This is a genomic window from Mariniflexile maritimum (genome assembly GCF_009746565.1).
GTDB lineage: Bacteria > Bacteroidota > Bacteroidia > Flavobacteriales > Flavobacteriaceae > Mariniflexile > Mariniflexile maritimum.
Genome location: NZ_WRPN01000008.1, coordinates 104,060 through 118,011, shown reverse-complemented (window position 1 = coordinate 118,011; position 13,952 = coordinate 104,060). Strand labels below are relative to the sequence as shown.

At 37.3% G+C, this 13,952-nt stretch carries 18 protein-coding genes; 14 read left to right on the top strand and 4 right to left on the bottom strand.

Features of this window, described 5'->3' with window-relative positions:
* The first annotated feature begins 67 nt into the window (after positions 1-67).
* From GQO80_RS11425 to GQO80_RS11405, 5 genes are read left to right on the top strand one after another with little or no spacing between them, the layout of a single operon-like run.
* On the top strand, positions 68-649 hold the full coding sequence (locus GQO80_RS11425) for an RNA polymerase sigma factor (protein ID WP_157208493.1): 582 nt from the start codon (positions 68-70) through the stop codon (positions 647-649).
* Between the two features lie 34 nt (positions 650-683).
* The gene (locus tag GQO80_RS11420; protein ID WP_157208492.1) at positions 684-1,124 is read left to right on the top strand and encodes a hypothetical protein; all 441 of its coding nucleotides are present in this window, start codon (positions 684-686) and stop codon (positions 1,122-1,124) included.
* Positions 1,125-1,128: 4 nt separating this feature from the next.
* Entirely contained in the window at positions 1,129-1,641 is a 513-nt protein-coding gene (locus tag GQO80_RS11415) for a Spy/CpxP family protein refolding chaperone (protein WP_157208491.1), read from the top strand.
* A gap of 12 nt (positions 1,642-1,653) precedes the next feature.
* A complete protein-coding gene (locus GQO80_RS11410; RefSeq protein WP_157208490.1) occupies positions 1,654-2,253 on the top strand; it encodes an EF-hand domain-containing protein in 600 nt (199 codons plus the stop codon).
* Between the two features lie 57 nt (positions 2,254-2,310).
* On the top strand, positions 2,311-3,099 hold the full coding sequence (locus GQO80_RS11405; RefSeq protein ID WP_157208489.1) for a hypothetical protein: 789 nt from the start codon (positions 2,311-2,313) through the stop codon (positions 3,097-3,099).
* Positions 3,100-3,153: 54 nt separating this feature from the next.
* On the opposite strand, the gene GQO80_RS11400 is transcribed toward GQO80_RS11405, so the two are convergent.
* On the bottom strand, positions 3,154-3,564 hold the full coding sequence (locus GQO80_RS11400; protein WP_157208488.1) for an acyl-CoA thioesterase: 411 nt from the start codon (positions 3,562-3,564) through the stop codon (positions 3,154-3,156).
* Between the two features lie 158 nt (positions 3,565-3,722).
* Here GQO80_RS11400 and GQO80_RS11395 point away from each other — a divergent pair, with 158 nt between their 5' ends.
* The 4 genes from GQO80_RS11395 (at position 3,723) to GQO80_RS11380 (ending at position 6,021) form a co-directional block, all read left to right on the top strand.
* Positions 3,723-4,130 carry a DUF134 domain-containing protein gene (locus GQO80_RS11395; RefSeq protein WP_157208487.1) on the top strand — a complete coding sequence of 136 codons (408 nt, stop codon included), beginning with the start codon at positions 3,723-3,725 and terminating at the stop codon, positions 4,128-4,130.
* Between the two features lie 11 nt (positions 4,131-4,141).
* Positions 4,142-4,981, top strand: coding sequence for an MBL fold metallo-hydrolase (locus tag GQO80_RS11390; RefSeq protein WP_157208486.1), 840 nt, complete (start codon positions 4,142-4,144; stop codon positions 4,979-4,981).
* Between the two features lie 83 nt (positions 4,982-5,064).
* Positions 5,065-5,448: a NifB/NifX family molybdenum-iron cluster-binding protein gene (locus tag GQO80_RS11385; RefSeq protein ID WP_198037772.1), complete on the top strand. Its 384-nt coding sequence runs from the start codon at positions 5,065-5,067 to the stop codon at positions 5,446-5,448.
* Between the two features lie 90 nt (positions 5,449-5,538).
* Complete coding sequence (locus tag GQO80_RS11380) at positions 5,539-6,021, top strand: CIA30 family protein (protein ID WP_157208485.1); 483 nt, start codon at positions 5,539-5,541, stop codon at positions 6,019-6,021.
* Positions 6,022-6,162: 141 nt separating this feature from the next.
* Here the strand turns inward: GQO80_RS11380 and GQO80_RS11375 are convergent, their stop codons facing one another.
* Positions 6,163-7,398 carry an ABC transporter permease gene (locus tag GQO80_RS11375; RefSeq protein ID WP_157208484.1) on the bottom strand — a complete coding sequence of 412 codons (1,236 nt, stop codon included), beginning with the start codon at positions 7,396-7,398 and terminating at the stop codon, positions 6,163-6,165.
* A gap of 8 nt (positions 7,399-7,406) precedes the next feature.
* Between GQO80_RS11375 and GQO80_RS11370 the strand changes: the two genes are divergently transcribed.
* From GQO80_RS11370 to GQO80_RS11355, 4 genes are all read left to right on the top strand, one after another.
* Positions 7,407-8,705 (top strand): exo-beta-N-acetylmuramidase NamZ family protein, encoded by a 1,299-nt coding sequence (locus GQO80_RS11370; protein ID WP_157208483.1) that lies wholly within the window; start codon positions 7,407-7,409, stop codon positions 8,703-8,705.
* 9 nt (positions 8,706-8,714) lie between these two features.
* Positions 8,715-9,797 (top strand): serine hydrolase domain-containing protein, encoded by a 1,083-nt coding sequence (locus GQO80_RS11365; protein WP_157208482.1) that lies wholly within the window; start codon positions 8,715-8,717, stop codon positions 9,795-9,797.
* A 170-nt stretch (positions 9,798-9,967) separates the two neighbouring features.
* Positions 9,968-10,732, top strand: a complete 765-nt coding sequence (locus GQO80_RS11360; RefSeq protein WP_157208481.1) for an HNH endonuclease — start codon at positions 9,968-9,970, stop codon at positions 10,730-10,732.
* A 25-nt stretch (positions 10,733-10,757) separates the two neighbouring features.
* The gene (locus tag GQO80_RS11355) at positions 10,758-11,516 is read left to right on the top strand and encodes an HpaII family restriction endonuclease (protein ID WP_157208480.1); all 759 of its coding nucleotides are present in this window, start codon (positions 10,758-10,760) and stop codon (positions 11,514-11,516) included.
* 57 nt (positions 11,517-11,573) lie between these two features.
* Here GQO80_RS11355 and GQO80_RS11350 read toward each other — a convergent pair whose 3' ends face one another.
* A complete protein-coding gene (locus tag GQO80_RS11350; RefSeq protein WP_157208479.1) occupies positions 11,574-12,398 on the bottom strand; it encodes a sterol desaturase family protein in 825 nt (274 codons plus the stop codon).
* A gap of 103 nt (positions 12,399-12,501) precedes the next feature.
* Positions 12,502-12,996 carry a YkgJ family cysteine cluster protein gene (locus tag GQO80_RS11345; protein WP_157208478.1) on the bottom strand — a complete coding sequence of 165 codons (495 nt, stop codon included), beginning with the start codon at positions 12,994-12,996 and terminating at the stop codon, positions 12,502-12,504.
* Positions 12,997-13,120: 124 nt separating this feature from the next.
* Between GQO80_RS11345 and GQO80_RS11340 the strand changes: the two genes are divergently transcribed.
* The gene (locus tag GQO80_RS11340; RefSeq protein ID WP_157208477.1) at positions 13,121-13,822 is read left to right on the top strand and encodes a class I SAM-dependent methyltransferase; all 702 of its coding nucleotides are present in this window, start codon (positions 13,121-13,123) and stop codon (positions 13,820-13,822) included.
* Positions 13,823-13,952: the final 130 nt, after the last annotated feature.

The window sequence follows — 13,952 nt, the reverse complement described above, 5'->3', positions numbered from 1 at the left end:
CACGGCTCCCAAAAGTTTTTAACCGAACCTGTGTATAAGCTATATGAACGATTTCAACAAAAAATAAATGACCGATGAGGAATTAATTTCTGGTATCATTGATAAAAACCAACTGTATTTTAAAATTTTTGTTGACAAATATCAGTCGTTGGTGCTAAACACTTGTTTTCATTTTACCCACAACAAAAACGATGCGGAAGATATTACCCAAGAAGTGTTTATACAAGCCTATCAAAACATCCATAAATTTACATTTCAATCGAAAATAGCAACGTGGCTGTACCGAATTGCCGTAAACAAATCGCTCAATTTTATAAGAGACCATAAAAAACATGCTATTTTCAAAAGCATTGAAAATCTTTTTAGTTCCAGTGCTTCATCCCCCTTACAAATGGAAGACAGCCCCGTTGATGATGCCCTTGATGACCTTAAAAAACAACGGCTTACGCTATTAAGAAACGCCATTCACTTACTTCCCGAAAACCAAAAAACAGCCTTTATCCTTCACAATTACGAAGCCGTTCCGTATAAAGACATTGCGTCCATCATGGACCTGTCATTAGCTTCGGTTGAAGGCCTGATCCACAGAGCTAAAATGAACATCCAAAAAAATATTTTAAAAAAAATAAAAAAAGGCACAAGTTTATAACCTAAACGGTGTCCAATATATAAACGCATGAACCATGAACGGTAAATTATCAAATAACACGATGTTGAAGTATTTTAACAACCAACTTCCTGCCAAAGACATGGAACGCGTAAGTACTATTATAAACCATTCAGAAAACTATAAAAACATATTAAATGAACTGGAAGCAACCTACCATTTAACCAATGAAAAGGAACAATTAGAAAACAATCCGTTGTTATTTTCTAAAATTTGTAACAAACTCCAAAACAACAAAAAACAAGCCACCTATATTGGCACAACTTGGGCAACAAGCATTTTTAAACCCATTATGGCACTAGCAATTATAGCAATAACCTTATATACCGGTTTCGCCATTGGCAACTTAGCCAGCAACACCAATGCGACCTTTACAGCGCTAAAATACAGCTCGGAATTTCACTTCAACGACCTACAACTAGAAAAAATGGAAACCGTATTGTTAAAAAAAGAATGAACAAATGCAAAAAAACATTAAAATATTATTAGGAATCATAGGGCTTTTGGTACTACTGAACCTAAGCATTGTTGGAACGATTTTATACAGAAAAAATGAAATTACCAATTATAAATCGCAAAACAACAACGAAAAGGCTTCGCCAACCAAACACCTAGGCCGTTATTTTAAGGAAGCATTAAACCTGTCGAACCAACAACAACGTGCGTTCCAGGAAATTAGACAGCGTTATCATCAAAACTCAGACATCCTTTTAGAAAAAATGGATAAAAACAGAAATGACATAGTTACAGAATTAGGCAAACCAGCATCGGACACCTTGAAACTGCACCAATTATCAAAAAACTTAGGCCATTTGCACACAGCCTTAAAAAACCTAACCATTCAATACTATCTCGACATGAAAGCAATATGCCATGAAGATCAAAAAACGAAACTATTCCAAACCTTTAAAATGATGGTCAATTCAAACGGCGATTTAACCATGCCCGAAGAAAAACATTATAAAAACAATTAAAAAAGCAATAAAATGAAAACAACAATCTGCACATTAGCAACCTTAGCAACCGTATTGTTATTCAATATCAATACCTATGCACAAAGTGGCGGCATGGGAAAAGGCATGCAAAACAGACCCACTTTTGAAACTTTCGACCTCAATTCCGATGGGTTTATTACCGCATCAGAATTTACTGAAGCCAGGGCACAACGGCAAAATCAAAATGCCAAAAATGGGGGCATGATGAGAAACAGTGCAAACGCGCCATCCTTTGAAAGTATCGACTTGAATAAAGACGGAAAAGTAACAAAAGACGAATTTGCAAAACATCAAACAAACACCCTTGCCAATAGAGGAAACAAACAAAACAAACAAGGTGCAAAAAGTGGTATGAACATGCAAAACAGAGCTACTTTTGAAACTTTCGACTTAGACGGAAACGGACAAATAACTGCCGAAGAATTTGAAAAAACAAGAACTGAAAGACAAACCCAAAACGCTGAAAATGGCGGAAGGATGCAAAATGCCGCCAATGCGCCAACCTTTGAAAGTATCGACCTAAACAAAGATGGTGTTATTTTACCGGCCGAATTCGCAAAAAACCAAGCAAAAAGATTTAAAAACAAATAGTTACAAACATCGGGTGCCCTAAAAAGCACCTGGTATTTAATTTATAAAAAAACCAAAATGAAACCTTTTATTAAATTTTTGACCATTGCCATTTTTGCAACTACCTTCTTAACGTCGTGCAACCAAAAACAAACCAAAACAGAAGCCGCTACTGCCCTAGCCCAACCCAACCTTACAGACACAAAGGGTTACGAACTTATGGTAAGCAAATGCTATATCTGCCATTTTGAAAGTCCCGACCCAGCAAAAATGGACCAAATGATAGCCCCACCCATGTTGCGCGTAAAGGAACATTATTTACCTAACTACCAAAACAAAGAAGACTTTGTAAAGGCCATAACCTACATTGTAAATAATCCTTCAGAAGAAAAAACCCTAATGCCGGGAGCCATAAAAAAATTTAATTTAATGCCGAAATTAAATTACAACCAAGATGAACTGAAATTAATTGCCGAAACAATTTATGAATACGATTTTGGTTCGGCCCCAAAAATGAAAATGGCCATGATGGACGACCTACAGCTAAACGATGGAAACCCATGGACACTAAAACCAGAAACCATTGAAAAAGCAGACAGCATTTTAAATTCATTGTACGGTTTTAAATCGGACAACATCAAGGATTACAACCAATTGGGAAAGGATTTATTTGAACAAGCCAAATTTATCATGCTCGACAAATCCTATACGGGAGCAAAATTTGATCAAATTCACAATTTTTTCAGTGGTGTTGAAGGCGACATGCATGCATTGATTGAAGAAAAATCGATTGAAAATGCTAAAAACACTGTTGATGATTTAAAACTAAAATTCAATAACTTTTATAATTTCTTTACTGCGGAATAAGCTATTTGAAATCCGTTTCCAGTCGCCGTTTTCAATTAAAACAAAAGCACCAACTCAATTGAGAGCTGCTATAAATTGCTTTTCTGTTAAAGGGATCAACTTCCCTTGTTCGTTAATGGCGGCAAAGGTAAATACGGCATCAACAGCCATCAGTCTATCGTAACCATGCATGCTTTCAACCCAAATCTCTACTTGAATATCCAGTTTAAAATTGCCAATGTTTACCACTTTACCAATAATTTCGGCAATGGTTCCGGGTTTTATGGCATGTTTAAACTTTATTTTGTCGGTCGATATCGTTACCATTTTCAACCTTGCAAAACGCGTGGCGGTTATGTAGGCTACTTCGTCCATCCATTTCATGGCAGTTCCACCAAACAAGGTTTCGTGGTCGTTTAATGTATTGGGAAACACCATTTTAAACTGTCTTGTTTCCGATTTTTCGATTCGTGCTGCTAATTCCATCCGAGGCTACTTTTATTGTTTTTATTGAAATACTTGACTTTTATAATGAACTTGTGTTCATAAATAGTTTTACAAATATATAGTAAATGATGTTATTTATGAACCTACGTTCATTATATTTGTAAAAAGAATTAATTGTTTCCTTATAAATATTACCCATGCCGCGTCCGCAAAAATTCCGAAACGTTTGTATCCCTCCCAAAATGAAAGGTTTTAAGCCTTTTGGAATGGCCCGATGCGCCACCCAACCTATTGTGCTTCAATATGATGAATACGAATCCATTAAATTGGTGAATTACGAAAGCCTTTCGCAAGATGAGGCCGCAGAACGCATGCATGTATCACGACCCACCCTTACACGCATCTACAACAGTGCGCTATTTAAAATTTCAAAAGCATTTGTTGAAGGGAAATCGATTGTCATCGATGGAGGCACCATAAAATTTGATGCGGATTGGTACAAATGCAAAAAATGCTTCAAAGTGGTAAAAGATAGCGATAAAACCATTCAATGTACGGGCTGCCACCATTTCGACACCGTTGAACCCTTGGAAATTTTGAAATAACCATCAATAAAATGAAAGTGACCACGCTTTTAGAAAATTCCAGCCTTAACGAACACTTCGTTTCGGAACACGGTTTGTCGCTTTACATTAAAACCGAAGCCAATACCATTCTTTTCGATACGGGAAAAACCGATGCTTTCCTTAAAAATGCCGAAAAATTAAACCTCAATTTAAAGGAAGTTGATACCGTTATAATTTCGCATGGGCATTACGACCATATTGGTGGTTTAATCCATTTTTTGAACATGAACCAAAAAGCGACCGTCTATTTAAAACGAGCTGTTTTCGATTTTCAATACGTTTCCATACGCACTAACGAAAAAAAGAACATTGGCTATCCCACTGAGTTGCTGAAATACAAAAACAGATGCATCTTACTTGAAAACACCACAATTAGTTTTGATAATTTGCACATCATCCCAACAATCCATAAAATTTATACGCTTCCTAAAGGCAATAATTTGCTTTATAAACAAAACGGCAAAACCTTAATTAAGGACGATTTTGAACACGAATTGGTTTTCGCCATCAATACCACCAAAGGCATCCATCTGTTTAGTGGCTGTGCGCACAACGGCATTTTAAATATGGTTTCGGCAGTAAAATCCGCTTTACCAAACAGTACCATTAAAACGATTATGGGCGGTTTTCATCTCGTTGATACCACGCCTTCTATGGAAACCGAAACAGACCTAGAACTAACAGCCATTGCTCGTGAACTAAAACGATTGGCAAACGGGGCAACCTATTATACAGGGCATTGCACAGGACATAACGCTTCAAAAAAACTAGCAGCTATTTTTAAAAACCACTTGCAAAAACTTGCAACAGGCAAAGAAATTATAATATGAGCCATTACAAATTCCACATCGAAACTTAAAAAACAAAACCTCAAAATAATATTCAGGTACGATAATAACTTAAAAAAAACAACATGATGAAAATTGCAGTTCCAGTTACAGAAAACAACGAAATAGACGACCATTTTGGACATTGTGCCTTTTACGCTATTTACAGCATTACAGAAACCAACACCATTTTAAACATTGAAACCTTGGAAGCCGAACAAGGTTGCGGATGTAAATCAAATATTGCCAATACTTTAGCTGAACATGGCGTTAAAACAATGCTCGCCGGTGGTATTGGAAATGGCGCCATAAACGTGCTTAACAACGCGGGGATTGATGTGGTTCGGGGTTGCTCGGGAAACCCAACGGACATTGTAGCATTATTTCTTCAAGGTTTACTGGTTGATAGCGGTTTAAGTTGCGCCGAACACGACCATCACCACGAGCATGGGCACCAATGCAACCATTAAACAAAGCAGCCATTAAATAGGATTGCCTATTTTTAGTTTTAATTGGCAGTTGGTTTTTAAATTGAACTACAAACCTAAAAAAATTACGACATGATACTATTTGAATTCAACAAGAACAGCGACATGAGCCATTGGAACAGCGTTGACGATGTGGTAATGGGTGGAAAATCTAACGGTACCATTAGTTTAAATGAAGCTGGTTTAGGGGTTTTTAGCGGAAAGGTATCCTTGGAAAATAACGGTGGGTTTTCGATGGTGAAATACCATTTTGATACCAAACAGGTTTCAGGCTTTACAGCAATTTGTTTAAAATTAAAGGGCGATGGCAAAACCTACCAATTTAGGGTAAAAACAAGTGTTTGCGACATCCATTCGTATGTTGCTGCCTTTAAAACCACAACAAACTGGAATACTATTGAAATCCCTTTCAACTCCATGTATCCCAGTTTTAGGGGCAAACCCTTAAAGATGCCTAATTACCCGGGCGAAAAGATGGCGCAAATTGCCTTTTTAATAGGTAATAACACAGAGGAAACTTTTAAGCTGGTAATTGATAGTATTTACTTAAAATAATAATGATAAACGTTCATTGCGTGAGGGATAGCAGTGAAAAGCCCACAGCTGCCCCGTTTTTTCGGGGCAGCGAGGACTTGTAACGGATAGCCCGACCCGGTTCCTGAACTTGTTTCAGGATAGGGGCACGCCCAAAAAAAATTATTCAAACCGAATGGCTTTTACAGGCGATATTTTGGTAATGATGTACGACGGCACCAAAAGCATGAGCAAACACAATACCAGCGTGCCCACATTTAAAGCTAAAACATAACCAAAACTAATGTAAACGGGGGCTTCGGTAACGTAATAAACACTGGGGTCCAACGGGAATAACTTGAAATATTTCTGTGCCAACAGCAAGCCTAAACCTATAAGATTTCCCCAAAAAAGGCCCAGTACAATAAGGTAGCCAGCGTTATACAAAAATAATTTTCGGATGCTCCAATTATTGCTGCCCAGGGCTTTTAAAATCCCAATCATTTGGGTGCGCTCCAATATTAACACCAACAGGGCGGTAATCATGTTTATGCCCGCTACCAATATCATAATGCCTATAATGCCGTAAATATTTTTGTCGAATATATGAATCCACTCAAACACCGAAGCATATTTTTCGGTAATGGTTTGGGTATTAAAGGTTGATGGGGTGTTTTGGTAAATTTCGATACCCTTTTGTGGCAGTTCATCATAATTGTCAATAAACACTTCAAAATTGCCAATTTGGTCGTCGTTCCATTTGTTGATACGCTGAATGTGACGTATATCGCCAATTACATATTGGGCATCCAAATCTTGAAAACCAGAATTATAGATACCAACAATATGATAAGTGATGATGTTTGGTAATTTTTCGGTATCGTCTTTTGGAAATACCATTTGAAAGGTTTTACCTATCTTAAACCCTAGCCTATTGGCCAGATATTGAGATATTAAAACGTCCTCGCTCCTGGTTTTTGTATAATCGGGAAGCTTACCTGCAACCAAAAACTCTTTAAAGTACGTCCAATCGTAATCGGCCCCAACGCCTTTAAGGTATGCGCCTTCAAAATCGGTTTCCGTTCGGATAACCCCAAATTTAGCGGCAACTGCCTGTACGTGCTTTACACCATTTACGGCCTTAAACTCAGGATAAAATGCTTGTTTTTTTGAAATGGGCGCCACACTTTCCTGCGATGCATTGCTATCAAAATTTGAAATGGTTACATGGCCGTTAAACGCCACTACCTTATCGCGTATTTTTTGTTGTAGGCCAATGCCCGTTGCTATGGCAACCATCATCACCACAATACCAATGGCAATGGCTGCGATGCCAATTTTTATTATTGGTGCCGATACACTACTTTTATACGCTTTGCTACCAATAATGCGTTTAGCTAAAAAAAACTCGTAATTCAAAATACACTATGCAGTTTAAGGTTTTCAAAAATACAGTTTTATTATTTGTTTTGGTATTAATTTCTTGTGGAAACTTTTCAGGGAAACAGCAACCTGAAAACGGCGGACAGAGGCAGGAAGGCAAAATACCAAACACAGGTGGCGGAAAACTGGACATAGAAAAAACACAACCACCAACAATTATGGTGGGCGCCAACCAAACAGAGGCATATTTACCCCTACTAAAAGGAAAACGCGTGGGGGTTGTGGCGAACCAAACTTCGGTGATTTTTAAGAATACCCAAAACCAATCACCCAAAACCCAAAACCCAAATTACACCCATCTCGTAGATTCGTTATTAGCGTTGAAAATTGCCATAAAAACCGTATTTGCTCCCGAGCATGGTTTTAGAGGAACTGCCGATGCAGGCGAACACATCAAGGATGGTATCGACACCAAAACGGGCATACCCATTATATCGCTTTACGGCGACAACAAAAAACCCAAACCCGAACAACTTAAAAATTTAGAGCTGGTTATTTTTGATATTCAAGATGTTGGCGCACGTTTTTACACCTACATTTCCTCGTTGCACTATGTTATGGAAGCCTGTGCCGAGGCCCACATTCCGGTATTGATTTTGGATAGGCCCAACCCCAACGGACACTATATAGATGGCCCCCTGCTGGAAAAAGAACACCGCAGTTTTGTGGGCATGCACCCCATACCGGTAGTTCATGGCATGACCATTGCCGAATATGCCCGTATGATTAACGGGGAAAAATGGTTAAAAAATAACGTTCAATGCGATTTGAAAGTGATTCCCGTTAAAAACTACACGCACCAAATGGCGTATAGCTTGCCCATAAAACCGAGTCCGAATTTACCAAATGATAAAGCCATCAATTTATACCCAAGCCTGTGTTTTTTTGAAGGCACCAACGTAAGCGTAGGTCGTGGCACCCATACCCAATTTCAGGTTTTTGGCAGCCCCTATTTAAACAAAAACAGCTTTACATACAGCTTTACACCAAAACCTAATGAAGGCGCCAAACAACCGCCCTATCAAGACACCATGTGTTTTGGCATGAACCTAACCAATGAAAATACCTTAAATCGCTTACGGTTGGATTGGCTAATTTCGGCTTATAAAAACACTAAAAATAAATCCGATTTCTTTACGGCCTTTTTTACTAAATTAGCGGGCACAAAAAAACTGCAACAACAAATTGAAGCTGGTTTATCTGAAGAAACCATATGGGCATCATGGCAACAAGGTTTAGATACCTTCAAAAAAACCAGAAACAACTATGTGATTTATAATTAAGATATTGTAATGAAAAGAATTATTGCCGCAATCATGCTTTTATTAAGCGCCATAGGATTTACCCAAACCGTTGAAAACCCCAGTCAAGTTAAAATTCGTGCAGCACAAAAATTGGCCAAAAAATTTTTAAGAAAACATGGCATTATGGGCATGTCCATTTCGGTAGCCCAACACGGCGAGCTTATTTGGTCCAAAGGCTTTGGTTTTTCCAATAAAAAACCCAGTATTCGTGTAAAACCAGACAGTACCATTTTTAGAATTGCCAGTATCTCAAAATCCATAACGGCGGTTGCTTTGGCCAAATTGATAGACGACAAAAAAATAAATTTAGATGCGAGCATCTACGATTACATACCCGAATACCCAAAACAAACCTACGATATTACCATAAGGCAATTGGGGGCAAATTTATCTGGAATTAGGCATTACAAAGACAATAACGAATATGCCCTGAACAAAAAAATGAGCATCACAGAAGGTTTGGACCTGTTTAAAAACGACCCGCTATTATTCGAACCGGGCACCCAATTTAATTACAGCTCATTTGGGTACGTTCTTTTAAGCGAAGTCATACAAAAAGCCACCAAAATGCCTTTTGATGTTTTTATAAACGATTCCATTTTCAAACCCTTGCAGATGACACATTCCATGATGGATGTATCGGATATGATTGTGCCCAACCGTACCCAATTTTACAAAAAATCGGCTGTTTTAAAGAAACCGGTCGTGGCATCTCCGGTGTGCAACGAATTTAAGGTTGCTGGCGGCGGATTTTTATCAACCTCTGAAGATATCGTTAAATTTGGCAACGAAATCATCTTTCCAAAAACCGTTTCAAAAGAAGCCCTTACAGAAATCGTTACTTCACAACATTTAAAAAATGGAGAAAAAACAGGCTACGGACTTGGTTTTTCAGTTGAAACCTCAAAAAAGGGCACCCCAAAATACTACCATACAGGTGGCGGTGTAGGCGCTTCAACCATATTGGTAGTTTATCCAAAGGAAGAACTGGTAATGACCGTTTTAACCAATTTAACGGGCGTTTCCATGCAAGAGTTTGGCAACGAACTGGAACAGGTTTTTATTAACTAACCAACAGATTAAAACACCTGTACAACCTGTTTTGCACCCAAAAAACTTTCGTTATAAAATTGTGAATAAAAATACACCACAAACCCGCCCAAAACAACAAACTTTATTAACTTGTACGGTTAAACAAAAGAAATGATTAAGGAAAGAATTGACATATAAACCGCAGCGAAATGGCAAAGAATAATTGGACAAGAGAAGAAACCATCGTTGCATTTAACGTTTATTGCAAAATTCCTTTTAAAAATAGTAGCAAAACAAACGCAACAGTCATAAAATATGCCCGTATAATTGGCAGGTCTCCTTCTGCCCTAAACATGAAAATTGGAAACTTTGGCAGACTTGACCCTGAATTAAAAAAACAAGGCATTACAGGTTTAGTGAATGGAAGCAAACTTGAAGAAGCTATTTGGGATGAATTTAATGGAAATTGGGAAAAACTAGCTTTTGAAAGTGAAGAATTAATTGCAAAATTTCAAAATAAAAAAATTGAAGAAATTGACGATTTTAATATTTATGATTTTCCACATGGAAAAGATAGAGAAACTACTGTAAAAGCCCGTGTTAATCAAAATTTCTTCAGAAGCACGATTTTATCTTCTTATAATTTAAAATGCTGTATCACTGGACTTTCAATACCTGATTTTTTAGTTGCAAGCCATATAAAACCTTGGTCGAAAGATGTAGAAAACAGAACGAATCCTCATAATGGTTTGTGCCTAAATTCAATTCATGATAAGGCTTTTGATGGAGGTTTCATTACGGTAACACCAGACTTTAAAGTTAAAGTTTCAAATTTTTTTAATGATTTCTCAAAAGACAAATCGGTTAATGATTTCTTTATTAAATTTAATAATCAAAATATTATAAAGCCAGAAAGGTTCTTACCAAAAAAAGAATTTTTAGATTATCACTTTCAAAATATTTTCATCAAATGACACCAAGTGTTTATTCATATAAAACATTGGGAAAACAATAATTTCAAATTGGAATAAACAAATTCATATTTCCAACGATATTTTTTTTAAGAACACAACAAATTTAGGCTTCAGCATCAAATCACAACTTGGAAGCCCTTCTACGCTATTAAACGCAGGGAAAACAACTAATTTTATTTACAAAATAAATGGCTCCCTACTTCCGCAGGAAATTAGCAGAATAAATTCCTTAATGGTAAAGAGAGGCAAAAAAGAATCGGCCGATTTAAAAGGACGTATAAAAGCCATTTTGCAGAACAATTGCACTTTAAATTTTCACAAGGCCCAAAAGTCAATATTCTCAAACAACCTGGTTTTAATTGACAGTTTGCTGCCCGAAATTCTTTCGCAAATTGTTCTCGATTTTTATTCAACCGATTGTTCGCACCTAACCGATTTGGTAACCAAAACGGCCATAAAAAACCCATTGAACTTTAACATTGAAAATGGGCATACCTTTTACGAATACAAGATAAAACGCTTTTTAACAGACGTAGCCCTAGGAATGATGCCATCGCAAGTTTGGACAGGTAAATACGATGCTACTGGCGGCTATTTAATTGTAAAAGAAAATGGAGACGTTTTGTGCTACCATATTTACAACAAAAACGAATTTGAAGATTATTTACTGAATAATACAAAGCTTGATACCGCAAGTTCTTCGCGGCACCAATTTGGTGAAATATATGAGGAACATGGAGCTCTCTATGTAAATCTGAATTTGCAGATTAGGTTTATAAAATAGTCTACGCCAAGGTACTTGAAAACAAAAAAAGCGTGCCTACAAAAAAATAAAAGCCATTTAAACAGTAGGTTTTTTATACTTTTGAAACGGTTGCTTCAACAAACTCTTAATCTGGCCGTTTTCTTTTTCATCTGGAAATACATCCACGCCATACATTAGGTGTTCCCTATCCAGTTCCATATACGTTCCCAAAAGGCGGTCCCACACCGAAAAAATGTTTCCGTAATTGGAATCGGTATAAGGCAGTTTGTAGTGATGGTGCACTTTATGCATATCGGGCGACACCAGAACATAACTTAAAAAAGCATCAACCTTTTTGGGCAGTTTAATATTGGCATGCGTAAATTGTGTGGCCACCACCGAAAGCGATTGGTACAACAGCACTATACCCATGGGCGCACCAATAACAACAACGCCCAAAAGCGTAAACACAAAACGGATAACGCTTTCAAGCGGATGGTGTCGGTTTGCCGTAGTGGTATCCACATGGTGGTCGGAATGGTGTACCAAATGCACCATCCAAAGCGGCTTTACCTTATGCTCGACAAAATGGGGCAAATAGGCCCCAAAAAAGTCCATTAAAAAAATACCAAAAAGTACATACAACCAAAGTGGCAGTTGGGGCAACCAGTTTAAGATACCAAATTGGGTTGCCATAACCCAATCGGCCGATTGTAGCAACAAAAAAGCCAATGCAAAGTTGATGATAATGGTGGTTATGGTAAAAAAAATATTGGGAATGGCATGTTGCCATTTTTTATAATTGAATTTAAACAAGGGCACAGCGCCCTCTAAAACCCAAAAAAAGGTTAAGCCACCCACCAAAATCAAGCTTCGATGGGATGATGGGATGGTTTCAAAGTAATTGAGGAAAGTTTCCAAGTTTCAACTTTTTGTATAAATATAGTGAAAATATTGTTCGCTGAGATACGCGGAAGTTTAGGAGGATTTTTATTTTATTGAAAACTGCGAATGTGATTGAAAACTAAACCTTAATCCGCTTCTTCATCGCTTCAACAATATGAAACGCAGCAGGACAGATAGCCACATTTTTCAAGGTTAAATTTGAAATTTGCTGAAACTTTTTTCTATCGGTATGTGGAAATTCGCGACAGGCTTTTGGGCGTACCTCGTAAATGGCGCAATAATTATCGGCACCCAAAAACGCGCATGGTACGCTTTGTAGCACGTAATCATTATCTTCATCAATCTGCAAATACTGGTTTATAAATTGCTGCGTTTTCATTTTAAAATGCTTCGAAATACGCTCAATATCCTTATCTGTAAACAGTGGCCCCGTGGTTTTACAGCAATTGGCACATTGCAAACAATCGGTTTTTTCAAACTCGGCATCATGTAAATCCTGCATCACATAATCTAAATTTTTTGGTGGTTTACTTTTTAGCTTCGCGAAGAATTTTTTGTTCTCGTTATGCTTATCTTTGGCGAGCTTTGGAAGGTTTTTAATCAGGTCATGCATGGTGTAAAAATAATACTTTTCGTTATTTCTAATGAAAAATGACCGAAGTAATCTTTAAAAAAAAATTGAAACTAAAATTAATAAATTGCACGACTTTTAAAGTCTCTCTAAGACGGAACATATTATGAAGGACCTTTTCGGAAAAGCATTATTAGATTACCAAAACGGAAATTATACTGAAGATATTATTACTTCAACCAGTATTTCAGATGAAGACGATTTACCGCTCCCTTACCTGTTCCGCAGTTTTAAAGAAATGCCCAAATTGGAACAAAAGGCATTAAAATTGGCAAAAGGCCGTGTTTTGGATGTGGGCTGTGGCGCTGGAAGCCATTCACTTTATTTACAAGAAAAAGGGTTTCGAGTGAAAGCGATTGATATTTCAAAAAAGGCAATTGAAGTCGCTAAATTACGCGGTGTTTTACATGCTGAAGTAAAACCCATTTTAGATGAAACGGAAACTTTTGACACCATTTTACTATTAATGAACGGCACCGGCATTTTTCAGGAATTAGCACAGGTTTCAAGGTATTTATCGCATTTAAAAAGTTTATTGATTGGTAACGGGCAAATCCTGATTGACTCGTCGGATATTAAATATATGTATGAAGATGATGATGGTGGTTTTTGGATGGATGCCCATTCTAACTATTACGGCGAACTCGATTATTTTTTAAGCTATAAAGGCGAAGAAGAAGACGCTATGAAATGGTTGTATCTGGATTTTGAAAAACTACAAATGGCCTGTGAAAGTGTTGGACTGAAATGCGAACTGGTTTTAAACGGGACACATTTTGATTATTTGGCACGCTTAATTCCAGCATAGGCAGCAATCTCATTTATTAAGTTATTCCATTTTATAAACCCAGAAACCTTGCAGGATGGTTAACTACCAATTGCGCGACTGGAAACGAAACCTTGTTAACCACACCATGGAGTTCCTTCCCGTTGCTATC